The sequence below is a fragment of the Chondrinema litorale genome, assembly GCF_026250525.1.
In the GTDB taxonomy this organism is placed as follows: Bacteria; Bacteroidota; Bacteroidia; order Cytophagales; family Flammeovirgaceae; genus Chondrinema; species Chondrinema litorale.
Genome location: NZ_CP111043.1, coordinates 1837804 through 1862150, shown reverse-complemented (window position 1 = coordinate 1862150; position 24347 = coordinate 1837804). Strand labels below are relative to the sequence as shown.

Genomic DNA, 24347 nt, shown 5'->3' with positions numbered 1-24347 from the left:
CCTATTTAGTATTCAATAATTCGTTGAGTCTGTTTTTAATAAGTACTTCTTTTTCCTTTTTTCTAAGGATAACAGGCTCAGCAGATCTTACCTCACAGTCGAGAATTGGACAGCGTTCACAAGATTGGCTTACAGCAACATCGGGAACGTTTGTGTCATTCCAAAAGCTTACCGTATCTCTAAAAGATTTATCCATTTGAAAACCAAGTGTAAGGCTACAATTAAACTCAGGATTTGGATACTGAGGTCTTGCTACAGAAATGCAAAAATATTTGTTTGGAGTGGTAGAATAACTGGAAATTTGAGCACTACAAAGCGGATTTTTGTAAGTGTTTTGTGCTAATTGTCTGGCCAGCTCCTCATTCATATTTACAGATTGCCATCTTCTGCAATAATGCTCATTAGTAACAGTACCATGAGGATTATGCAAACCTGAAAGATGTAACTCCTTAGTAATTTGAAAGTTATTATCTCCGTTTTTATGTGGTTTGTGTACTATTTTGATAAAGAAGATTCTTTTTAGATCAAAATGCCTTGGAAGTATACTGGTGAGCCTATGTAAAAAAGTTTCTGGCGAACTGTTGTTCTTAAACATAATTGAAAGAAACTCTTCTGAATCCCATGTTTTTCTCTTAAAAAATGCCTGAAAATCTTCAACCAATTTTTGCTCTGGTAGCAAAAGTGCTCCAGCGAAATAAGTCGCTTTAAAATTATTCAGTATCTCATCAAAAGAATTTACAGATTGCCAAGCATAGGTGAAAGACCTTTCACCAAGATTTAAATAGTGGTAGGCTACTTCACGACTCAGTACAAATATTTTTTGTTGGTCGCTTAACCTACCATCAAGCATTAATAAGCTTTTATTACCCTTATTTTTTCTTAGTACAGATCTAAAATTGGTGAGTTCAGGATAAGAATGAAGTGATTCTTCATCAATCTCATAATTACATTTTTCGGTAATATATGCTTTTAACTGATCGAGTTGAACTTCTCCACTATTTTCTAAAAACTTTTCTCTAAAACTTTCGGCAGCTCTTTCAATTTCCGAAAAGTAATTTTCGTGCATTTCCTGATAAGTTCTCAAAACTGAGAAATAGAAATTTTCAACAGTTAGGTTATAATTCCTAGAAATTTCTATCAGTGTACTGATAAATGCATTTAGCTTAGATGGTGCCGAAGAAATTAATTCTAATAAGTTTCCGGGTTGAATACCGAATACATCTAGCGGTAATTCACTTAGAATATTAGACTGAAGAATTTCTGAAAGTGGCCCTAGTTTTTTATTTAGTTTTAAAGAAACCAACCAGTCGTAAGAAACATCAAGTGCTTCTGCCATAGCAAAAATCTTGTCAGCCTTAGGATATTTCTTACCTTTTTCAATCTCATTTAAATACGAAATTGAAATCTCTGTTTTCTGTGATAATTGCGCAAGCGAAAGATTTTTTTCCTGTCGCAGTAACTTCAACTTTAAACCGAAAATTAGGCGGATATTTTCTTCTTTGACCACTATCTGTAGATTGTTGTTTACTAATTTGCCTAAAATTACAAATTACGATTGAAAGCTTTTTAAGATCAACGAAAAATTAATAATTAGTAAAAATTCGCAGATTTAAAAAAACACGCTTTTTACAATCCTAATTCTATCTCTACAATAGCTCTAAAGTGTGCTTCCGCGATTAAATCGCGCCCTTCTTTGGTTAGCAAGTATTTTTTGCATTCATATGAATTGTCCATAAAAAGGCTTTCTGTAAGCACTGCAGGCATTTTTGTATTTCTTAAAACATAGAAATTACTTTCTTTATCAGCATCTCCATCAGAAAAATCTACCCGATATTTTATGTTTTTGTCGAAGGCGAATGTGTTCATAAAATTATTATAGAATACATCTGCAAACATATCAGAACCGGTATCTCCTTTACTAGTCCAGACTTCAAAACCGCTGCCACCACCTAAATTAGAATGCATGGAGAGGTATATGCAATTGGTTTTATTTATATAAATATCATTTGCTCTTTTTACTCGCATAGCTAAAGATGTATCGTCATCTTCAGAAACAATATTTACATACTCGATACCTGCATAGTGGCACATTTCATTTAACCTTCTCATAATTGATCGGGTAAATTCTCCTTCGAAAAGTTGTGGGAAATTATCTTCCCATTGTGGGCTTCTACATCCTGCGGTGAGGTAATTACCGGCGACAAGGCCGCCATGTCCTGGGTCGAACAGCCAAAGGTATTTGCTCATTTAGTATTTTTATAGGTGGTTTACAATTACAATCTACTAAATATTACATTACAGCTAATACACTGAGATAGGTATTTTTAAAGTGATTTAGAAGAATTAACATACATGCAAAGCGTTAGTCGGGTTGCTGATAATTTATTTAATTTGCAGTTGCTTCAATAAGATTGATAGAGATATGCCAGACAAAAAGATTTTTTTAGTACTTACATTTTTTGTTTTATTACTGATCATATATACTGAGGAGGTTTATGCACAGCAGGTAAACCCAAAAGAAAGAAGAAGTCCGGTTGGCTTGGCAAATTACAAGAAAGGTGATTTTTATGCCAAAGTAACCTATGGTCGCCCTTACATGAAATACACTGCATCTTATCCTTTTGGTTACAATGTGCCTTGGAGAAAACTTTGGCGTACAGGTGATGATGATGCCACAGAAGTTACCATTACAAAAGATGTAACTGTAAATGATAATTTGCTTGAGGCTGGTACTTATGCCCTTTTTACTATTCCAGATACAGCCGAGTGGACAATTATTTTCAATAAGGAACCAGGGCAGTGGGGGTTATATAACTATACTCCGGCAAATGATGTTTTTAGAACCAAAGTGCCGGTTTATAAAGCACCCGGTCAATTTAGAGAGTTTACAATTTTCTTACAGGGTACACCTTTGGGAGCAGATATATTCTTGATTTGGGATAAAACTTCCATCAGAATTCCGATGTTAGTGAGAAAAGAAGATAATTGATCTTAAAAATTTATAGAAAACAAAAGCCGGATGTTTAAGAGCATCCGGCTTTTGTTTTACCAGTATTATTCACTTTTATCATTCACAAAAAAGGTGAGTAATGCAGAAATTACAAAAGATACAGCACCTAACATAATCACATTAATTGCTTGGTTATCAAAATAATTTACCATTAGATAGCCGAGTATTGAAGCTGCTGTTATTTGAGGTATTACTATAAAGAAATTGAAAATACCCATGTAGATTCCCATTTTATTTGCAGGCAAAGCACCTGAAAGCATAGCATAAGGCATCGTGAGAATACTTGACCAAGCCAAACCTATACCGACCATAGAGAGATAGATCAGATTCGCATTCTCAGGAGAATTAATGAATGAGATAGAAGCTAAACCAGCGGCACCAGTAAATAAACAAATAATATGTACGAGTTTTCTGCTTGTTTTTTTAGCCAGATAAGGCAGTAAGAAAGCCAGAAATGCCGAAAATAAATTATAAGCAGCAAAAGAAAGTCCGACTAAATCAGCACCATCATTATATAATTTAGAGGTGGTGTCTTCTGTGCCGAAAATATGTTGGGTTACAGCAGAGGTAGTATAAATCCACATACAAAATAAGGCAAACCATGAGAAATACTGTACAAAAGCAAGCTGAATCATGGTTTTAGGCATTTTTACAAATGAGGAGAAAAACTCATTAATTCCATGTGATTCTTCTTCAAAACCTTCCTGAGAAAACTCTTTCATTTCTTTTGGAGAATACTCAAAAGAATGAGTTACTGTCCAGATAATACAGCTTATAAAAGCGAAAGCTCCCAGATAAAAAGACCAGACTACCGATGGAGGTATTTCACCTTCAGGAGCTGTGTTGGATACACCAAACCAATTGGTGAGGATAAAAGGTAAGGCAGATGCTACAACAGAGCCAGCACCTATAAAAAAAGTTTGCACTGCAAAACCGGATGTTCTTTGTCTGTCTGGTAGCATATCTCCCACAAATGCCCTAAAGGGCTCCATAGAAATATTAATGGAGGCATCCATAATCCAGAGTGCTCCGGCTGCCATCCACAATGTAGAAGAGTTAGGCATGGCAATTAATGCCAATGAAGAAAGTATGGCACCTATTAAAAAATAAGGTCTACGTCTGCCTAACTTGGAATGCCAAGTTCTATCACTAAAATAGCCAATAACGGGTTGTATGAGTAAACCTGTAACAGGAGCTGCTAACCAGAGTATAGGAATTTCTTCTTTGTTTGCTCCGAGCGTTTCGAAAATTCTACTTACGTTGGCGTTTTGAAGGGCAAACCCAAACTGGATGCCCATAAAGCCAAAATTCATGTTCCATATTTGCCAGAAGCTCAGTCTAGGCTTCTTCATTACGCTTGATTCCATCTTGTAATTAATGTGTTATTTATATTTACTTGAGTTAGTTTAGAATACTACACAAGTAGACTGCATTAGAGTAAAAATTCTCTAATGCTTACAAGACTGGGAATTGTTGGTATAATTTACAGGTATTGAATTTTTAAATATATGGAATACTGTAGTAATTATAAAAAATTACGAATAGTAAAATGTACCGTGTTCAGAAGTTAAAGTGAGTGATTTCTCTTTAGCAGCTTCTACTCTTCCAACGATTTGCGCATCGATATTAAAAGATTTTGCAATATCAATAATAGACTGAGCTTGTGCTTCAGGAACATATAATTCCATTCTGTGTCCCATGTTAAACACTTTATACATCTCTTTCCAGTCAGTTTTACTTTCCTTCTGGATTAGTTTGAAGAGAGGAGGAGTAGGGAAAAGATTATCCTTGATAATATGGAGGTTATCAACAAAATGAAGGATTTTTGTTTGGGCTCCACCGCTGCAATGAACCATACCATGAATTTCTGGTCTGTGTTCTTCTAGTACTTTTTTGATGACAGGAGCATAAGTTCTCGTTGGAGATAAAACAAGTTTACCTGCATCTACAGAAAGTCCTTCTAAAGTATCAGTTAAAGACTTTGAGCCAGAATAAATGAGGTTTTGAGGCACCAATGGATCAAAACTTTCTGGATATTTTTGCGCAATGTAATTAGCAAAAACATCATGACGAGCAGAAGTTAATCCGTTACTTCCCATACCGCCATTGTATTCTTTCTCATAACTAGTTTGTCCATAAGAAGCCAAACCTACAATTACATCACCCGCTTTAATATTGGCATTATCAATTACTTCACTTCTTGGAACTCTGGCAGTTACCGTGCAATCTACAATAATAGTTCTTACCAAATCTCCAACATCAGCAGTTTCGCCACCGGTACTGTAGATATTTACTCCGTAACTTCTGAGTTCTTCCAGAATTTCTTCAGTTCCGTTGATAATAGCAGAGATTACCTCGCCCGGAATCAGGTTTTTATTTCTTCCAATAGTAGAAGAGACTAGCATGCTGTCAGTTACACCCACACAAAGTAAATCATCGATATTCATCACGATTGCATCTTGTGCAATTCCCTTCCAAACCGACATATCACCAGTTTCTTTCCAATAAAGGTAGGCCAAAGAAGATTTTGTTCCTGCTCCATCTGCATGCATAATATTGCAATAGTCAGAATCATTACCTAAAAAATCAGGTACTATCTTACAAAATGCTTTAGGGTATAATCCTTTATCTATATTTTTAATAGCTTCATGAATGTCTTCTTTAGAAGCTGAAACTCCGCGATTGTTATATCTTTCTGACATGCTTTTTTTTTGCAAAGAAAATAAAAAAAGGGCAAATAGCCCTTCGAAAATACAATCTGTTATGTGAGTATAAGATTTGTTTGGATTATAGACGGATGCCTATCACTAAAATATCATCTCTTTGTTCGTTATCACCTTGATGATTCTCCAGATTTTCTTCCAGAATTTTCTTTTGAGTTACCATTGGATTTTCAGCAATTTCTAACAATAAGTTCTGTAAACGCTGAGTCCCAAACCTTTCTCTCTGAGAATTATTCTGATCTGTTAAACCATCTGAGTCAAGGTAAATACAATCTCCTTTCTGTAGTTGAATTTCTTGGTTTGAAAACTGATAATCTAGATTGTGTTTACCACCTACAGACTTTCTATCACCTCTTATACTCTTAATTTCCTTTGTTTTATGATCGAAATAGGTAAGAGGTCTTTTTGCACCAGAATAATTTACCGTTACAGTATCATCATTTTTATATTCAATACAACATAAACTCAAGTCCATGCCATCATTTCCGGCATTTTCTTTTTGCTTAAGTTGATGAGCTACATTTCTGTTGAGCTCATAAAGAATATCATCTGTTTTGTGAATCTGACGTTGGTTAACAATTTCGTTGAGCAAAGTGCTACCAATTAAAGACATAAATGCTCCAGACACACCATGACCGGTACAGTCTACAGCAGCAATAAATAATTTTTCAGTAGCACCATCTTCAGCCGGAATATGGGTGAACCAGTAAAAATCACCAGATACAATGTCTTTAGGCAAGTAAGTGATGAAAAAGTCTTTTAAATACTTTTTCATTTTGTCTTGAGATGGCAACAATGCTTCTTGTACAGTTAAAGCATATCGGATGTTATCCGTAATCTTTTTGTTTTTCTGAGTTACTTCTATGTTCAGTATTTTAAGATCTTCAGACTGTTTTTTAATTTCTTCGTTTTGGCTGTGGATCTCTTTTACATTTTCAACTAGCTCATCTTTAGCTTCATTTAACTGTTGGTTTACTATTGCCAACTCATTTCTTTGTTTCTTAATTCTTCTACTTGAAAATACTGTTACTCCAAGTATGGCTAGTAAAGAACAGGCAACTACAGAAAAAATAAATATATCTCTTTGGAGCTCTTCTTCAACTTTTTGCTTTTCAATTACCGCTACTTCCAGTTTCTCTTCGGTGGCTTGGTTTAATGAATCTTTATTCATCATTGCCATTTTCATGCGGTCTATAATTTCTTTTGTTTTTACCTGAGCATCTTCGTAAGCTAAATCATTTTCAATAAGCTGACTTTCGAGTTGAGTCATATACTCATTAAGCATTTCTTTCTCATCATCATTGAGTTCTTCTTCTTTATTCATTTTCTCTGCAACCTTTTCCATTTCAGTTCGAATCTGGTTGCTTCGTTCAATAAGCATTTGCTTTTCGAGCTCTAACTCATTGATGATGTAATTGAAATCTTTGCCATATTGCTCAACAAGGTCTTCTGTTTTGGTTGTGGCAATTAACTCATCCTTATCACCATTTGTATCGGTTGTTTTTAGATCTGTATCAGTTTTTACTTCTGTATTATCAAATTCAGATTTTTTAAGGTAAACCATTATAATCTGATCTGCAGAAAGGTATTTTACTTCATTTTGTGCAAAACCGGGAGCTGTAAAAGTGTTATCTTTCTTATCACCAAGTCTTATATTTATTTCACCTTTATTATTAGTAGTGTAACCTTTCCCGTTTACCTTAACTTCAAAACTCTCAAGTCTTTGGTTGCTATCGTCAAAAACTACAATTTTTTGCATTTTTACTGGCAAAGCAACATGTAGAATACCTCCTTTCTCCTGAAATTCAATGCCTTCACTTTCTACCTTTCTGCCCTTCATAATAAATACACTTTTCTTATTTACTCTCACATAAGCGGGAATATGCATAGAAAATATGCCTTTATCATTTGTTTGAGCTATAATTTGTGGATCTGCGGTAGCAAGTACCACTTCTGTATTTTTAAGAACTTCACCGTATTCGTCAAAAGCTTTACCGAGTAGTTCAAATTCGGTATAGGAAGTGAATATTTTTAAAACCTCATCGCCGTTTTTCTGAGTTTTTTCCCAAGTTTTTAATGCATGTCCACGCTTAAAAAACTGGATATTATCAAAAGCCTCATTGCCTTCACCTACTTCGGCAATAAAATTCCCATCTTTATCAGTAATAACGTATCCTTTTCCCAGAGAAATTTTCACTCCATTAACTGGTGCTCCGTCTTCATCAATTACAAAACCTTTAATTGATTTAATTTCCTGAGCAAAAAGTGAATTGCTGATTAAAAGGCTGAATAAAATTGAGTTGAAAAATATTATAAAAGTTCTTGTCATGCTAAAAATGCTTGATTAGTCGCAGCACAGTTGATTATATGGTTTGTTAATTAAAAGCACCTTAACAACGCAAGCCTTCTAGTTTTATTAAAAGCATTTATAAAGAATAATTTAATTAAATCATATCAATAAATTTTTTCAGCATTAAGACTGGAAAATAACATGGAAGAAATAGGAAACTTAGCAAGCAACTTGTTAATTTCTATTATAAAAATCTCACAGGAAAAATTAATGTATAAATTTGCCACTGAATTGATTTAAATAATAAGCAGTCCTTCTCAAATGATACTTTTTTTTGAAAATCAAAGTGGTAAAATAATAGCCTGCCATACTACAGATATGCTGGGCGAATCAGCTCTTAACAGCCTCAAATGGTTATTTGGAGATGCAAAATTTCTGGATGCTAAAGAACTAACAGGTTTTTTTGTAGGCCCAAGAAAAGAGATGATTACTCCATGGAGTACCAATGCTGTGGAAATTTGCTTAAACATGGGCATTGATGGCTTGAAGCGAATTGAAGAGTTTATGGCTGTTGATGATAAAAAAACAGCTTTTGACCCTATGTTGCAGGCAATGTATGAAGGTCTGGATCAAGAAATTTTCACTATAGATAAAAAACCTGATCCTATTTTGTTTATTGAAGATATTGCATCTTTCAATAAAAAAGAAGGTCTGGCACTGAGTGATGATGAAATCGCCTATTTGGATAGTGTGAGTGAAAAACTTGGAAGAAAACTAACAGACAGTGAAGTTTTTGGTTTTTCTCAGGTAAACTCGGAGCACTGTAGACACAAAATTTTTAATGGTGAATTTGTGATTGATGGAAAAGTAATGCCATCTTCTTTATTCCAACTCATTAAGAAAACCTCTAAAGAGAATCCTAACATTCTGGTTTCTGCTTATAAAGATAATGTAGCTTTTATAAAAGGGCCTAAAATAGAACAGTTTGCACCCGCAACTCACGATAAGCCAGATTACTTTGTAATTAAAGACATTGATACAGTAATCTCTCTAAAAGCAGAAACACATAACTTTCCTACAACAGTAGAGCCATTTAATGGAGCAGCAACTGGTTCTGGTGGTGAAATTAGAGATAGAATGGCGGGTGGAACAGGCAGTTTGCCATTAGCAGGAACTGCTGTGTATATGACTTCTTACTCAAGATTAGAAAAAGGCAGAGATTGGGAAAAAGGCATGGACGAGAGAAAGTGGTTGTACCAGTCGCCAATGGATATTTTGATAAAAGCTTCTAATGGTGCGAGCGATTTTGGGAACAAATTCGGTCAGCCACTAATTGGTGGTTCTGTTCTTACTTTTGAACATCAGGAAGGAGATAAGAGATACGGCTTTGATAAGGTAATTATGATGGCTGGTGGTATCGGTTTTGGTTGTCTTCGCGATAGCAAGAAACGTATACCTGAGAAAGGAGATAAAATAGTAGTACTTGGTGGAGATAATTACCGAATCGGTATGGGCGGTGGTGCTGTTTCTTCAGTAGCTACTGGTGAGTTTGCTAATAGCATCGAGTTAAATGCAGTACAGCGTTCAAACCCAGAAATGCAGAAAAGGGTGTACAATACCATTAGAGCATTTGCCGAAGCTGATGATAACCATATTGTGTCTATTCACGATCATGGTGCTGGTGGTCATTTAAACTGTCTTTCTGAGCTAGTTGAAGAAACTGGTGGAACCATCGATGTGGATAAGTTACCAGTAGGAGACCCAACCCTTTCTGCAAAAGAGATTGTAGGAAATGAATCACAGGAGCGCATGGGCTTGGTAATGAAACCTGAGCACATAGAAGTTTTACAGAAAATTGCAGCCAGAGAAAGAAGTCCAATGTATGTAGTAGGTGAAACTACCGGAGACATGCATTTCTGTTTCGAAGATAAAAGTTCTGGTGATAAACCAATCAACTGGAAGTTGGAAGACATGTTTGGCAAGCCTCCCAAAACTGTAATGCAAGATAAAGCAGTTACAGAAGAGTTTGCTCCATTAACATACTCTGTTGACAAACTAACTGAATATTTAAAAGCAGTTCTTCAATTAGAGGCTGTTGCTAGTAAGGATTGGTTAACCAACAAAGTAGACCGTTGTGTAACTGGTAAAGTAGCGAAGCAACAAACTGCCGGACCTGTACAGTTGCCATTAAATAATGTGGCTGTAATGGCGATAGATTTCCTAAGTAAAAAAGGTATTGCAACTTCTATCGGACATGCGCCAGTAGCTGGTTTAATTAAGTCTGATGTTGGTGCAGTAACAGCCATTGCCGAATCTCTTACCAATTTAGTTTGGGCGCCACTCGACCATCAATTAAAATCAGTTTCTTTAAGTGCAAACTGGATGTGGCCATGTAAAAATGAAGGAGAAGATGCTCGCTTATATAAAGCTGTTGAGGCAGTAAGTGATTTTGCTTGCAAACTAGGTATTAACATACCAACTGGTAAAGATTCACTTTCTATGACGCAGAAGTATTCTGATGGCGTAGTTTACTCTCCAGGTACAGTAATTATCTCTGCTGTTGGTGAGGTTAGTGATATTACTAAAATTGTAAGCCCAGTAGTGAAACCAGAAGCCGGAAGCAAATTATTATATATCAATTTCTCTGGTGATACCTTCAAACTAGGTGGAAGTACTTTTGCACAAGTTATCAACCAACTTGGTAATGAAGTACCAGAAGTAAAAGGTGCCGAATATTTTGCAACAGCTTTCAACACATTACAACAATTAATTATTGATGATGAGATTTTAGCTGGACACGATATTTCTGCCGGAGGTATGGTAACTGCATTGTTAGAAATGCTCTTCGCTAGAAATAATTATGGTATGAATATCAATCTGGATGCTTTTGAAAGCAAAGATTTGATAAGTGTACTATTCAGTGAAAATCCAAGTGTAATTGTTCAAGTTAGTGCAGATAGCAAAGCAGAAGAAATTCTTGCAAATGCAGGTGTTGAAGTACAAGTACTTGGTGAAGTAGTTGAAGCAAGAAAACTAAGCATTTCACAAAATGGCACTTCTCAAGAATTTGATGTAAATGCTCTTCGTGATGTTTGGATGAAAACTTCTTATCTTTTAGATAAAAAGCAAAGTGGTGAAGCACTAGCTACAGAAAGATTCGAGAACTATAAATCTCAAGAGCTTACTTATAAATTCCCTGCTGGTTTTACAGGTAAGTTTAAAGATTTAGGCATCGATCCGACAAGAAGAACTCCAACGGGTGTTAAAGCAGCCATCATCAGAGAGAAAGGGGTAAATGGTGATAGAGAGATGGCTTATTCTATGTATCTCGCCGGTTTCGATGTAAAAGATGTGCATATGACCGACCTAATCGCAGGAAGAGAGACATTGGAAGATGTAAACTTTATTGTTTTTGTTGGTGGATTCTCTAACTCAGATGTATTGGGTTCTGCAAAAGGTTGGGCTGGTGCTTTCCTTTATAATGAAAAAGCGAAAAAAGCATTGGATAACTTCTATGCAAGAGAAGATACATTGAGTTTAGGTGTTTGTAATGGTTGCCAGTTAATGGTTGAGCTTAACTTGCTTAATCCAGAACATCCACAAAAAACTAAGATGTTGCATAATGCCTCAGGTAAATTTGAGTGTGGTTTTGTAAACATGGATATTCCTGAAAATGATTCGGTATTGTTTAATAACCTTGCTGGTACACGCATGGGAATTTGGGTGGCTCACGGCGAAGGTAAATTCAACATGCCAATGGAAGAAAGTGCTTACAATGTTGTTGGTAAATACAGTTATCAGGCGTATCCGGGTAATCCAAATGGCTCAGATTACAATACAGCAGCAATAAGCTCAGCAAATGGCAGACATTTAGCGATTATGCCTCACCTCGAAAGAACAATTTTCCCTTGGAACTGGGCATATTATGACGAAACAAGATCAGCAGACGAAGTTTCTCCTTGGATTCAAGCATTTGTAAATGCTAGAGAGTGGGTGAAGTCTAAAGTCTTATAAAGATAATTTTGAAAGGTTAATTAATTGACGTTTCATCATTTTTCTCATTTACTTACAAATAATAAGTCTGTATATTTCTCTAATCAGAAATTACAGACTTTTTTTATGCAAAAAAATACAGCGTCAGTTCTGTTAAGAATGAATTTGATAGCTTCAAATTAAAAAGTTGGTTACAGATAAGGAAAAACAAGAAGGCCAGAATTATATGGAGATATAATCACACAGAAACATCAGTCGCAAGTAGTGCCTGTATGCATAAAAGAAAAAGCTAATTATTGAATTTTTTTAAATCTATTATTTTCATGTCGCAAACAACATTTACTAATAAATCCATGACGAATAGCATTCAATCCTTTTTCAAAAAAGAGCGGATTGAATTGGCAATAAGTGTATATGCTGGATTTTATCTTTTAGCTTATGGTTATGCCAAGCTTGTACAAGGTCAGTTTGTTTTTGAAGGAGAAATGTTGGAGAGACCTGTCGGTGAGCTTTCTGGGTTTGAGTTAACATGGGTATTTTTCGGGCATTCAGTTTACTATGCCTACATTATTGGAATAACACAGATAATTGGAGCTATTTTATTATTCCCCAGAAAAACGAGGTTGTTAGGAGTTTTTATCCTGATTCCCATTTTAGTAAACATCGTTTTGGTGGACGTTTTTTACCAAATCCCTCATGGAGCTACAGTAAATGCCATTTTCTTTTTACTCTGTTTGTTTACTATTCTTTTGATGAATAGAGAAAAACTTCTAACAATATTAAAAATGCTTTTTCTTAATGTTACAGATAAACCAAATATTAAAAACATAGTAATTAGCTTGTTAATCATTATTCCGGGTTTTGCTATCCTTCAGTTGATGAATATGCTATTAAACTATCTGCTTAAGTATGTTCTCTAAAAATCAGCTTTTATTTTTTTCTTGTTTCCAAGTTTCAAATGAATAAGTGATATCAATTTTTTTAGTCATATCTAGCAGAATCATAGGGATTTCATCAATCTGAATACTGTATATATAATAAGGGAACTCAAACTTTTCACCAGAAGTAAAATCATACTTTCTTCCTGGAAAAAACTTTGTTCTTGGGTGTTCTTCAACGTCTACTAATCTATAAACCCCTATTAGTTTGTCGTAGTCATCATATAGCTTTAGTTCATAGTAAGATTGTTTTCTATCTTGTTCATAAAGTGAATCTTTATGGATATCAAAATTTGAAGCAAAAGAAAGTATAAATGAGTTTGTGGTATATACCTGAGATGGATCACCAAGCATCAATGTTCTATTGTATTCTGAACTCACCGTATGAGTTTTTTCTTCCGGAAAAATATGCTGGCTAACAATTGGATAAAGTTCACCATTTGAATAAAACTCAAAATCAGTTTTTACGCCGCCAAGTTTTTCTGAAATAGTCTGACCAGCAACATTATAAGCAAAAAATAACGATAAAATAATCAATGTGCATTTCATAACGGTACAGTTAAATTTGAGCTAGAGTTAAATAATGCTATATACGTAAACCAATAAATAATGGCATTCGGTAAATGACAAAAAATGATGTAATTCATTCATTTTAACCTGAAAAAGTAAAATTTGTCCATTTGTAAAATTATATTCTCATTTTTCAGCTCATCCTCTATATTTGAAGTATTGTTAAACTAAATTTTTTGTCATGATTTTTTATTCACATCCTGCCTTTACAGCAATAACAAATCATTCTACAAATAGAAATCATGACATTAGTAGCTCAAAATATATCATACACCCTTCCCGCAGGAAGAACCCTATTTCAAAATGTTAATTTTAATATTTTAAGAGGAAAAGTAACTGGTCTGGTAGCCGATAATGGTACTGGAAAATCTGTCTTATTAAAAATATTTGCTGGTAATTTAGAACCTACTACTGGTAATGTAGAAAGGCAAGGTATTATCCATTATTTACCACAGCATTATGGACAGTTTGCTCACAAAACGATTTCTGAAGCATTAGGTATTTCAGACAAAATATTTGCATTACAGAAAATAACTGAAGGTTCTACAGAAACTGCGTTTTTTGAAACTTTGGCAGATGATTGGGAAATTGAAGAAAAAGCGCAAAGAGCATTGGCCAAATGGAATATCAACTATTCATTAGAGACTGATTTCTCAAGATTAAGTGGAGGAGAAAAAACAAAAACACTTTTAGCTTCTATAGAGCTTATCAAACCAGATATAGTTCTAATGGATGAGCCAACCAACCATTTAGATGTGCATTCGAGAGAAATATTGTACAATTGGGTTAAGCAAACAAATACAGGTTTGTGCATGGTAAGTCACGACAGAGCATTGCTTAATTTCTGTGATACAATTGCAGAGTTAACACCAAATGGTATAAACAGCTATGGTGGAAATTATGACTTTTATGAAGAACAGAAAGAACAGCAGCAATTAGCGCTCAATCAAAAAATTGAGCATGAAAGTAAAACACTTAACCTTCAACATAAAAAACAAAGGGAAATAGCTGCTAATAAACAGAAAGCTAGTAGTCGTGGAGAAAAGAAACATCAAAATAAAGGAACTGATAAACTCACCGTAAATGCATTGAAGCAGTCTAGCGAAAAAACAATGTCGACTATTAAACAGCGACAAACCAAAAAGTTAGATTCGGCTCAGGAGAGCATTACCCAACTAAAAGCAAAAAAGCAGGCTGAAAACCTAATGAAAACGGATTTTCAAAGTAGTAATTTGCATAAAGGCAAATTGCTATTTGAAGCTTCGAATATGAACTTTACTTTTAATAGGCAGAAGAATGTATTCGAAAAAGATCAATCATTCAACATATATTCTGGTGATAGAATAGCTTTAGAAGGAGGCAACGGAAGTGGGAAGTCAACATTAATAAAATTACTCACTCAGCAATTAAAACCTACAAAAGGTACTGTTTCAACTCATGTGAAAGACTGGGTAATGATTGATCAAGAATACACTATGTTAGATCGAGCTTTATCAGTTTATGAACAAGCAGAATCTTTCAACGAAAATGCGCTTCCAGAACATGAGCTGAAGATTAGATTAAATAGATTTTTATTTGGTGCTGAAAGTTGGGATAAAAAATGTATTGCTTTAAGTGGGGGAGAAATGTTAAGAATTTGCCTTTGTTGCATTATGATCAAGAATCAATCACCAGATTTAATTATACTTGATGAGCCAACCAATAACCTCGATATAAAAAACATGAAAGTACTCACAGATACCATGTCTGAGTATGAAGGTACACTCATTGTAATTTCTCACGATCAATGGTTTAAAAGTGAAATGCAACTGAATAAGGTAATAGCTTTATAAATATTTAATTTTTACATATGGATGCAGAAAATTTAAAGGAGCAAACGCCTTTGGGAGCTCCTATAAGTAATAGAATATTATTTAAAAAGTATATACATAAAATGTTGCCGGAATATAAAAGGCAAAGTATGAATTATGAGACCATGAAATACATTACGGGCAAAGCTTTGAATGAAGAAGAATGCCTTAAAAGGTTCGACTTTGTAATGGAAGTAAATGGTAGGCATAATGAGTTTGGTTATTATGCAGTCTTTGATAAAAATACTAATACAGTTATTGGTTTAAGCAAGATAGTACTGATGTCTAAAGAATGTGCCGAAATAGGCTATGCATTATTGCCAGAGTTTTGGCGAAAAGGTTATGGTAGCGAGATTACAAAAAGTTTGATTAATTACGCCTTGCAATTTGAAAACCTAAATGAGCTTATCGGTATAATTAATCCACTGAACGAAGCTTCGAAAATGCTTTTAATGAAAAATGGATTTACTTACCTTGAATCTAAGTCAGTGTATGACCAACTGAGTGATTATTACCAATTGAAAATTAGATAAGGTGTTATAATATTATTTTTTAATCATGGTAAAGTACAAAAAAATCATAGATAAGTTAATTTTTTATTGTTTTAGAAAACATAAAACTGTACTTTTCAGTTACGATCAATTATTTAAATTAACATGATAAAAAAACTACTATTAGGTTTTCTTTTGCTTTCTGTATGCTTTGTAGCAGTGCTACTATGGAATACAATTCAAATGAAACCAAAAGATATTTCAGTTGAACCAGTTGAAATTCCAGAAACAGACGAAGCGGCTATTGAAAGATTTGCTTCTGCTATAAGAATACCTACAGTTTCTCATGAAAGTGAGGCAGATTTCGATTCTATTCCCTTTTTAGATTTCGCCAAATTCTTAGCGCAAACCTATCCTTATACAGATTCGCTTCTGGAAAAAAGGATTGTAAACAGATTTAGTTTGCTTTACAAATGGGAAGGTAAAAATTCAAGTTTAAAGCCAGTGGTTTTTATGGGTCATATGGATGTAGTACCAGTTGCTGCACCTCAGTCATCTCTAAAAACAGAAAAAGCTCCAGACGATTTAAAAGCTAACATTAATAGCATTTGGGATGTAGCTCCATTTGGTGGTGAAATTAAAGATGGATTTATTTGGGGTCGTGGAGCTGTAGACGATAAGATTAGTGTAATTGGTAACATGGAAGCTGCCGAAAAGCTACTTCGTGAAGGTTATAAACCAGAAAGAACCATATATTTTGCCTTTGGTCACGATGAAGAACTTGGTGGAGAAGAAGGTGCAAAAATTATTGTAGAATTACTAAAGTCTGAGAAAGTTTACCCTGAGTTTGTGATGGACGAAGGTGGTATCATCACTACCAATAAGATCCCTAATGTTACTGCTCCAGTTGCTTTAGTTGGTATTGCAGAGAAGGGCTTTATTTCAGCTACTCTTTCTGTAGATTTACCCGGTGGGCACTCTTCTATGCCCGGAGACGATTTGGCTATAGAAGTATTATCTAATGCCATTGTAAAACTTAGACAGCAACAACCAGAATCTAGGTTAACACCACCCGCAAAAGAGTTTTTATTAAATATTGGTCCATTAATGCCTTTTGCAGAAAGAATCGTATTTGCCAATTTATGGCTTTTTGAAGGTTTGATGGTAAAGATTTACGAAGGCTCATCAGTAGGGAATGCAACTGTAAGAACTACTACTGCGCCAACCATTTTTAATAGTGGGTACAAAGACAATGTATTGCCTACAAAAGCTAAGGCTACTGTTAACTTTAGAATTTTACCAGGTGAAACAACTGATGATGTTGTGGCTCATATTAAGGAAGTAGTTGCTGATGATAGAATAGTAGTAGAAAAAGGGAATTTCTTGAGTGAGCCTTCACCAGTGTCTCCAACTAGCAATGGTGGCTTTAAACTAATTGAGAAGAGTATTTTACAAATATTTCCAGAAGTGAATGTAGCTCCTTATTTGGTTGTAGGTGGAACTGACTCTAGATACTACAATGAGATTTGTGAAAATATTTACCGCTTTACACCGATTACAGATCCAATCGGATTTCATGATATTAATGAGCGATTGAGCATAGAAGATTACAAAAAGTCAATCGTCTTTTATTATCAGATAATAAAAAATGCAGGAAACTTAAAATAAAAAAAGAGAGGCTCTTAAAAGGGCCTCTCTTTTTTTTAAGAGATTTATATTTTATTCTTCTCCACCATTTGAGTTATCTGTTGTAGCAACTTGCACATCAGACTCGATCCAAAGAGTAGTCATTGGTCTTGCAGGGTCATTTACTATCACCGTAAGACTTTTCTTTTGCTTTCCTTTGTAAGAACCAGTATTAAAGGTAACATCGATAGTAGTTGATTCTCCCGGAGCCAATTGTGTCTTATTGGGTTTGGTAGCAGTACAACCACAAGATGCTTTTGTCTTTCTAATTAAAAGCGGTGCATCACCTTCATTAGTAATGGTGAAAGAGGTAGAAACTTTGTCTTTTTGAGATACTTTGCCAAAGTCGTGACTTAGTTTGTTAAACTTCACTTTTGGTCTGCTTATGTCTGCTGATATTTCACCAAAGTTTTCTTTTATTGTAGCAGAAATATTCAATCTTTTTTCAGGTGTATCTGTATCGTCTGTAATGAATTTGAAGTAATCAAAGTTATACCCCCAATCACTTTTCTTTACAGCATCAAAAGTAAAACTTAATCGTACTGTATCTTTTGGATTAACTACATCATTATCTGCTGTCATGGTAATGTGTGATGGCAGCCTGCTTGCTTCCAAATTTAGCTTTACAGGAGTATCGCCTTGGTTGTACACCAATGTAGAAGCGGTATCTGTACCATTGTGCATTACATCTCCAAAAAACACGTGAGTAGTTTTAAAACGCAAGTTGCCAATTTCCATCGGGTAATAATCTTGTACACCTTTAGGTCTTGGAATAACATTTCCCGAAATTCTTAAAACAACTACTTCTGGGTCTCCATTAGTTTTTACTGTAATAGATTTATTGAATTGTCCGGGGCGGTTTTTGGGATTATAAGAAGCTGTAACATTGCCTTCTGCACCTGGAGCTATTTCTTCTTGGCTCCATTCTGGTGTAGTACAACCGCATGATGCCCTCACTGAAGTAAGTTTTAAAGGCTCTCTACCTTCGTTCTTAAATTTAAATTCAATTTCAGCTGGACCAGCCTCCTCTTTTATATCGCCAAAAACATGAGCTGTTTTTTCAAATTTTATTTTTCCTTGGGCAGAAACCTCAAATGAGAAGCTAAAAATTAATAATACTAGAGTTGATATTTTATAAAAAGTTGCCATGCTAAACTTTTCCTTTCAGATTAAAAATAAATATATGTGAAGTTAAAAAATTATATCCAATGCCTTAGCAAGAACTATTCTATGATGATAAATGCAAACGTATTTTAATAAGATCAAAAATTTATTGTCAAACGACAATTACTACATGTAAGTATAGTTTAACTATTACTCCAATTTAATGAATTTGAAATGATTTAAATGAAGTAATAATCCCATTAAAAACAAGTTAAGAAATCAGATAATTCAGTTATGTGTCTTATCACACACAAAAACAAAAGATCTGAATTTTTTGATGTAAGTTAAAACAAAAAGCTCCAAATGGAATATTATGATTCATTCAGTTTGAGAAGGTTCCATGAAGATTTAGAGAGAAATGCAATATCTCTTGCATTTCATGGTAGTTTTTCTCAGGATACTATTGGGTTGATCAACATCAGCTTGCAGCAAAATGATAATGCAAAAACATTAACTAAAAGAATCTTCTCATTGGTAGTAGAGATGGGACAAAATATTCATCACTATTCTGCAAAGAAAATTTACTCCAACAAATACGAAAGAGAAATAGGAGTAGGTGTATTAGCAATTAGTGAAACAGAAAGTTACTATGTAATTACTTCTGGTAATTTTATAGATCAAAAAGATGGAGTAGAAATAGGTGAAAGGTTCGAGGAAATTAACGACATGAATGAAGACGAACTTAAGAACTTATACAAGGAGAGAAGGAAAATGCCTCAGCGTCCTGATAAGCCTGGTGCTAACCTAGGTTTTATTGATATTAGACGTAAATCTGGTAATCGAATAGATTACGAAATCAGAGAGATTAATCACAATAATTCATTCTTTATTCTTTCAGCTAAAATAAACAAGAGTATAAATTAATATGGAAAACTTTTTTATAGAAAGCTCAACTTATATTCCCAAAATTGATTTTAACTGTGAGACTAATATTCTTTCAATAGAAGGTGAGTCTTACCATGAGTATACAGTTGAGTTCTTTCAACCAGTGTTTGAGTGGCTTGATAAATACTTGACTGAACCTGGAAAAGAAATTACAATGAACTTTAAGATGACTTATTTCAATACAAGTTCATCTAGAAGGTTTTTAGAAGTTCTGAATTTACTAGAAGAATATCAGGACGAAAGTGAGGGTAAGGTTACAGTAAATTGGTACTACGAAGAAGGTGATATCGATATGTTGGAAAGTGGTGAAGAATACGAAGAAGATGTGAATATCGATTTCAACTTAATTCCTTATAGTAATTAATCGGCGTTTTTAATTAAAAAATAAAAAAGGCTTTCTGAACATAATTGGCTTTTTAAGCAAATTATCTTCGGTAAGCCTTTCTTGTTTTAGTATTGATTTTCGTCTTCTTCCTCATTATCTGGAATGAGGTATCGTTTATTGCTTCTTGGATGATAATCGAAAATAACCTGTCTCAGATAATCCATATCCATATGAGTATAAATCTCTGTAGTAGTTATAGACTCGTGCCCAAGCATTTCTTGTACAGCTCTTAAATCTGCCCCCCCTTCTACCATATGTGTAGCAAATGAATGCCTAAAGGTATGTGGGCTTATATTTTTCTTTATTCCTGCCTTTATTGCCAGTTCTTTAATAATATTGAAAATCATTATTCTGGAAATGGAAGTACCTCTTCTATTTAAGAAAAGTGAATCCTCATACCCTTTTTTTATTTTTACTTTCTTTCTGATCTCCTCAACATACATTTTAATGTATTTTAAAGCATCAGTTCCTAGAGGTGCAAATCTTTCTTTATCTCCTTTTCCAGTAATTTTTAGGTACCCTGCACCATAATTAACATTGCCCTTTTTAAGGTTCACCAACTCAGAGACCCTTACACCAGAACTGTACAATGTTTCTATAATCGCTCTATTACGCACTCCTTCAGCCTTTGATAAATCAATTGCCTCAAGTATCATATCTATCTCATGAACTTCGAGGGTGTCTGGTAATTTTTTTGTGAGCTTAGGTGAGTTAATTAGCGCAGTTGGGTCTTTCGGAATTAAATCGTGGTAGTGTAAGTATTTATAAAATGCTTTAATACCAGAAAGAATTCTTGCCTGTGAGTGTGGAGCAATTTTAAGATCGTGTAAATAAGCTAAAAACTCTTCTATAGACTCACGTTTTACATCGTATGGATCTACTTCTGTTTTATTCCAACTAAGAAAATTTTTAAATTTAGTAACATCTAGTTTGTAAGCGTCGAGAGTATTTTTTGAAAGAGACCTTTCTAATTTTAAATAACTCAAAAATTCTGTTAAAGCATCATCCCAACTCATATCTTTACATTTTGGCTGTAAAATGTTTAATTTTCCGAAAAATACACATTCTCAATCTTTTTTGACATAATACAGAAATTTCAAATCATGAAATTAAGTAAATGGCTAAGGGGAAGTCTAATAATTCTGGCAACATTAATCTTTGGCTTACTCGTTTGGGGTTTTATCCAACTTTGGGATAGACACCCAGGATATAATGTTGACCTCACAATTAAAGGCAAAGCTCCATCAACAATAAAAGCAGGTTTTGCTGCTCTTTCCATTACGCCCAATGTCGCTGAAACGTGGATTGATGCAAATGACGATGCAGAGTATCACGAAAAAGATGGAGATACATTTACAGATGCCAATGGTAATGATAGGTTTGATGCCTATTGGCTTGCCGGTTTTGATAAACATAGAGCTGCAGCAGGTGTACACGATTCCCTTTGGGCAAGAGCTATGGTGCTAGATGATGGAGATACGAGAATTGCCTTGGTTGCTATTGATGCTATCGGCTTTGGAAGTGACGATATTATTGCTGCAAGAAAATTAATACCAGATTCTGCCGGAATAGATTATACCATAGTAACCTCCACACATACACATGAAGTACCCGATTTACTGGGGCTGTGGGGGCCAGGCCTTTTCAAGACAGGTATCAATTTTAAATATTTGAAGATGGTGAGGGAAAAAATTGCTGAAGCAGCAACTTTAGCCGCAGCAAGAGCAAAACCCGCCAAATTTAGAATAGCACAAGATTTAACCGGAGCTGCTAACTTAGTAGAAGATACCAGAGAACCCACCGTGTTTGACCCCGGTTTGTATATGATGCAAGCCATTGATATTGAAACCGAAGAAACTTTAGGCACCTTGGCAGGTTGGGCAGATCATCCAGAAACTTTGTGGAGTAAAAACCTAATGGTGAGTTCAGACTTTCCTCATTTTATGCGAAAGTATATGGAAGAAGGCATTTATGATGAAAACGACTCATTAGTTGTAGAAGGATTAGGAGGAACAGTGGTGTATGTAAATGGTGCAATTGGTGGCTTAATGGCAACCAGACCAAAAATAACTGTAACTGATCCTTTAACTGGGGTAGAATATAAAGAAGCGAGTTTTGAGAAGATTGATGCACAGGGTAAAAAACTAGCCATGTTAGCAATGGCTGCCCTCGATAGCACAGCAGAAGAGCTAACAGAAGCCTCAATCAGTTTGGTAGCAAAATCAATTACATTAGAGTTACAGAACCCATTATTTAGATTGGCTGCTTTTGTAGGAGTACTCGATAGAGGAATGGTTGGCTGGATGAAAACCCGCTCAGAGGTAGCCGCATGGAAATTAGGTCCTGCAAGTTTTATTCATGTTCCCGGTGAGATATACCCTGAAATTGTAAATGGTGGAGTAGAAAAACCAGAAGGCCAAGATTTTGATATAGACCCAATAGAAACTCCTCCACTTAGAGAGTTGATGCGTGGTAAATATAAATTTGTGGTAGGTCTCTCAAATGATATGGTAGGTTACATTATCCCTAAAAGCCAATGGGATGATGAAGAGCCAAATACCTATGGTAGATCATCATCGCCATATGGAGAGGAAAACTCTCTAGGTCCAGAAACTGCTCCAACAATTTACAAGGCAGTTGTAGAGTGTTTAGAAAAACTGGAAGCGCTTTAAGTAAACTACTTTTTAGTCGAGTGCTTCTTGGAGTAATTCGCTTAGCTTCTCAATTTTAATATCTTGGGCTATTACAATCCCGTCTGGGTTAATTAAGAAGTTTAAAGGAATACCTGTTTCTCGTCTATAAGCAGATTCTTCTTTCAAAAAATCACTTTCAATGTCAATTACATTCGTCCAATTAATTTGATCTTTTTCAATGGCTTTTAGCCAACTTTCTATATTGTCATCAATCGAGAATCCAAAAACTTCAAAGCCTTTACCATTAAAAGCAGTATAAGTTTTTATAAGATTTGGGTTTTGTGCTCGACATGGCTTACACCATGAAGCCCAAAAATCTAATAAAACATATTGCCCTTTAAAATCTGAAAGTTTATGTAACTCTCCATTAATATCGTAACCTGCCAGATCAACAAACTTATCGCCAATTGCAATACTTTGAGTTTCTGATTGAATGTAAGTGTTGATGTTTTTGCCGAAATGAGATGTTTGTAGATTGGTCGGAAATTGATCAAAGAGTTTTATTAAATGAGCTATTTCGATTTTACTTTTAATTGAGAATAACGTATTTAAAGTAAAATAAGAGGGATTTTCGTCTTTGATACATTCGATTTTATTTTCAATAGTCTTTTGATCTAGTGAGTCGATAACTTTTACAACTTTAATGGCTTTTCCAGTATCTTTCTCAACAAATATTAGTTGTTTAGAATATTCCATTAGACTATCCCTTTCATTCTTAAGCTCTCTTTGCAGGTTTCTGTATTTTACCATTGTTTCGTTCAAAGGAGAGCCTTGTATTTCTGCATAGTAGAAATTACTTTTTTGAACTTCTATTTTAATATCAGCAGCTTCTATCCATAAATTAAAAAAATCTTTTTGATCACCAATTCTTGCTAAGTAAGGATTACTTACATAACCATTAAATGTGGCTAAGTTATTTTTAACATAAGTAGAATCAATCGTTTCAGGTTTTTCAAGGTTTATTAGGTATAGCTTTGTTCCATTAATTAGACCTTGTAGCTTAATGCTAATAGTAAAATTGTTTGTTCCTTCATTGTGAAGACCGAAAGCGAAATTTGTGAGTAATAGAAAAAATAAAGTGCTTGTATATAGTTTCATGCTGGTCGAATAATTTTGTGCTCAATTTTAAACCTCTACCTCACTCGGAGCTGGAAACCTGCTTTTAAAACTGAAAGCCTCTTTGGTTGGGCCATTTTCTTGAAAGTAATCTAACTTATCAACAGCTTCTTGTACGGTTGGGAATTTTCCTGCTGGAATCCACCACATGGTTGTATGAGCCTTACCATATTTATAAAACCATTCTTTTCGGCGCTTCAAAAAATCTGTATGGAAGGTTTTATAAACATAATGTTCTAGCGATTCCACATCTTCCCAAACAGAAATATTAATAATTATCTGCTCATCATTGTAGGGATTTAGATTTGTCGCATTGTTGCTGTCGTCTTTTAGGCGCCATACAAAGCCTTCGCTATTTTCTGCAAGTTCATTTACTCTGTCCAGATTCTCCACAAACTCTTGCATCACCGGATCATTAATATCCACACCCTTCATTTTTGCTACATTAATTTGCGCCAGTTGAAATTTCTTCATATTCAGAATTAATTTTTGAGATAAAAAAATTAGTAGAGTCGTGTTGTAGTGGTAATGTGGTGAGTTAAGTGTCTATTTA

At 34.6% G+C, this 24347-nt stretch carries 19 protein-coding genes; 9 read left to right on the top strand and 10 right to left on the bottom strand.

Features of this window, described 5'->3' with window-relative positions; all coding sequences use genetic code 11:
- Window position 1 precedes the first annotated feature (1 nt).
- Both OQ292_RS07765 and OQ292_RS07760 read right to left on the bottom strand, forming a co-directional pair.
- Complete coding sequence (locus OQ292_RS07765; protein ID WP_284685487.1) at window positions 2-1465, bottom strand: helix-turn-helix domain-containing protein; 1464 nt, start codon at window positions 1463-1465, stop codon at window positions 2-4.
- 161 nt (window positions 1466-1626) lie between these two features.
- Entirely contained in the window at window positions 1627-2247 is a 621-nt protein-coding gene (locus OQ292_RS07760; RefSeq protein WP_284685486.1) for an N-acetylmuramoyl-L-alanine amidase, read from the bottom strand.
- Between the two features lie 175 nt (window positions 2248-2422).
- On the opposite strand from OQ292_RS07760, the gene OQ292_RS07755 reads away from it, so the two are divergent.
- The gene (locus tag OQ292_RS07755; RefSeq protein ID WP_284685485.1) at window positions 2423-2989 is read left to right on the top strand and encodes a DUF2911 domain-containing protein; all 567 of its coding nucleotides are present in this window, start codon (window positions 2423-2425) and stop codon (window positions 2987-2989) included.
- 65 nt (window positions 2990-3054) lie between these two features.
- Here the strand turns inward: OQ292_RS07755 and OQ292_RS07750 are convergent, their stop codons facing one another.
- The 3 genes from OQ292_RS07750 to OQ292_RS07740 all read right to left on the bottom strand — a co-directional run bounded on the left by OQ292_RS07750 (window position 3055) and on the right by OQ292_RS07740 (window position 8062).
- Window positions 3055-4362, bottom strand: coding sequence for an MFS transporter (locus OQ292_RS07750; RefSeq protein ID WP_284685484.1), 1308 nt, complete (start codon window positions 4360-4362; stop codon window positions 3055-3057).
- A 183-nt stretch (window positions 4363-4545) separates the two neighbouring features.
- Window positions 4546-5712, bottom strand: a complete 1167-nt coding sequence (locus OQ292_RS07745; protein ID WP_284685483.1) for an AIR synthase related protein — start codon at window positions 5710-5712, stop codon at window positions 4546-4548.
- A gap of 85 nt (window positions 5713-5797) precedes the next feature.
- On the bottom strand, window positions 5798-8062 hold the full coding sequence (locus tag OQ292_RS07740; protein ID WP_284685482.1) for a SpoIIE family protein phosphatase: 2265 nt from the start codon (window positions 8060-8062) through the stop codon (window positions 5798-5800).
- Window positions 8063-8344: 282 nt separating this feature from the next.
- Between OQ292_RS07740 and purL the strand changes: the two genes are divergently transcribed.
- Both purL and OQ292_RS07730 read left to right on the top strand, forming a co-directional pair.
- A complete protein-coding gene (purL, locus tag OQ292_RS07735) occupies window positions 8345-12037 on the top strand; it encodes a phosphoribosylformylglycinamidine synthase (protein WP_284685481.1) in 3693 nt (1230 codons plus the stop codon).
- A 302-nt stretch (window positions 12038-12339) separates the two neighbouring features.
- A complete protein-coding gene (locus OQ292_RS07730; protein WP_284685480.1) occupies window positions 12340-12936 on the top strand; it encodes a hypothetical protein in 597 nt (198 codons plus the stop codon).
- A gap of 3 nt (window positions 12937-12939) precedes the next feature.
- Here the strand turns inward: OQ292_RS07730 and OQ292_RS07725 are convergent, their stop codons facing one another.
- Complete coding sequence (locus OQ292_RS07725; RefSeq protein ID WP_284685479.1) at window positions 12940-13503, bottom strand: hypothetical protein; 564 nt, start codon at window positions 13501-13503, stop codon at window positions 12940-12942.
- A gap of 263 nt (window positions 13504-13766) precedes the next feature.
- On the opposite strand from OQ292_RS07725, the gene OQ292_RS07720 reads away from it, so the two are divergent.
- The 3 genes from OQ292_RS07720 to OQ292_RS07710 all read left to right on the top strand — a co-directional run bounded on the left by OQ292_RS07720 (window position 13767) and on the right by OQ292_RS07710 (window position 17533).
- A complete protein-coding gene (locus tag OQ292_RS07720; RefSeq protein WP_284685478.1) occupies window positions 13767-15356 on the top strand; it encodes an ABC-F family ATP-binding cassette domain-containing protein in 1590 nt (529 codons plus the stop codon).
- Window positions 15357-15373: 17 nt separating this feature from the next.
- Window positions 15374-15907, top strand: coding sequence for a GNAT family N-acetyltransferase (locus tag OQ292_RS07715; protein ID WP_284685477.1), 534 nt, complete (start codon window positions 15374-15376; stop codon window positions 15905-15907).
- Window positions 15908-16030: 123 nt separating this feature from the next.
- The gene (locus OQ292_RS07710; RefSeq protein ID WP_284685476.1) at window positions 16031-17533 is read left to right on the top strand and encodes a M20 family peptidase; all 1503 of its coding nucleotides are present in this window, start codon (window positions 16031-16033) and stop codon (window positions 17531-17533) included.
- A gap of 51 nt (window positions 17534-17584) precedes the next feature.
- Here the strand turns inward: OQ292_RS07710 and OQ292_RS07705 are convergent, their stop codons facing one another.
- Window positions 17585-18700 (bottom strand): DUF1573 domain-containing protein, encoded by a 1116-nt coding sequence (locus tag OQ292_RS07705; RefSeq protein ID WP_284685475.1) that lies wholly within the window; start codon window positions 18698-18700, stop codon window positions 17585-17587.
- Window positions 18701-19018: 318 nt separating this feature from the next.
- Between OQ292_RS07705 and OQ292_RS07700 the strand changes: the two genes are divergently transcribed.
- Both OQ292_RS07700 and OQ292_RS07695 read left to right on the top strand, forming a co-directional pair.
- Complete coding sequence (locus OQ292_RS07700; RefSeq protein ID WP_284685474.1) at window positions 19019-19579, top strand: SiaB family protein kinase; 561 nt, start codon at window positions 19019-19021, stop codon at window positions 19577-19579.
- A gap of 1 nt (window position 19580) precedes the next feature.
- Complete coding sequence (locus OQ292_RS07695) at window positions 19581-19964, top strand: DUF1987 domain-containing protein (protein ID WP_284685473.1); 384 nt, start codon at window positions 19581-19583, stop codon at window positions 19962-19964.
- A gap of 86 nt (window positions 19965-20050) precedes the next feature.
- Here OQ292_RS07695 and xerD read toward each other — a convergent pair whose 3' ends face one another.
- Window positions 20051-21001 (bottom strand): site-specific tyrosine recombinase XerD, encoded by a 951-nt coding sequence (xerD, locus tag OQ292_RS07690; RefSeq protein WP_284685472.1) that lies wholly within the window; start codon window positions 20999-21001, stop codon window positions 20051-20053.
- 87 nt (window positions 21002-21088) lie between these two features.
- Here xerD and OQ292_RS07685 point away from each other — a divergent pair, with 87 nt between their 5' ends.
- Window positions 21089-22657: a hypothetical protein gene (locus OQ292_RS07685; protein ID WP_284685471.1), complete on the top strand. Its 1569-nt coding sequence runs from the start codon at window positions 21089-21091 to the stop codon at window positions 22655-22657.
- Window positions 22658-22669: 12 nt separating this feature from the next.
- On the opposite strand, the gene OQ292_RS07680 is transcribed toward OQ292_RS07685, so the two are convergent.
- Together OQ292_RS07680 and OQ292_RS07675 are read right to left on the bottom strand one after the other, a co-directional pair.
- Window positions 22670-23776 (bottom strand): TlpA disulfide reductase family protein, encoded by a 1107-nt coding sequence (locus OQ292_RS07680; RefSeq protein ID WP_284685470.1) that lies wholly within the window; start codon window positions 23774-23776, stop codon window positions 22670-22672.
- A gap of 27 nt (window positions 23777-23803) precedes the next feature.
- Window positions 23804-24268 carry a DUF3291 domain-containing protein gene (locus tag OQ292_RS07675; protein WP_284685469.1) on the bottom strand — a complete coding sequence of 155 codons (465 nt, stop codon included), beginning with the start codon at window positions 24266-24268 and terminating at the stop codon, window positions 23804-23806.
- Window positions 24269-24347 lie beyond the last annotated feature (79 nt).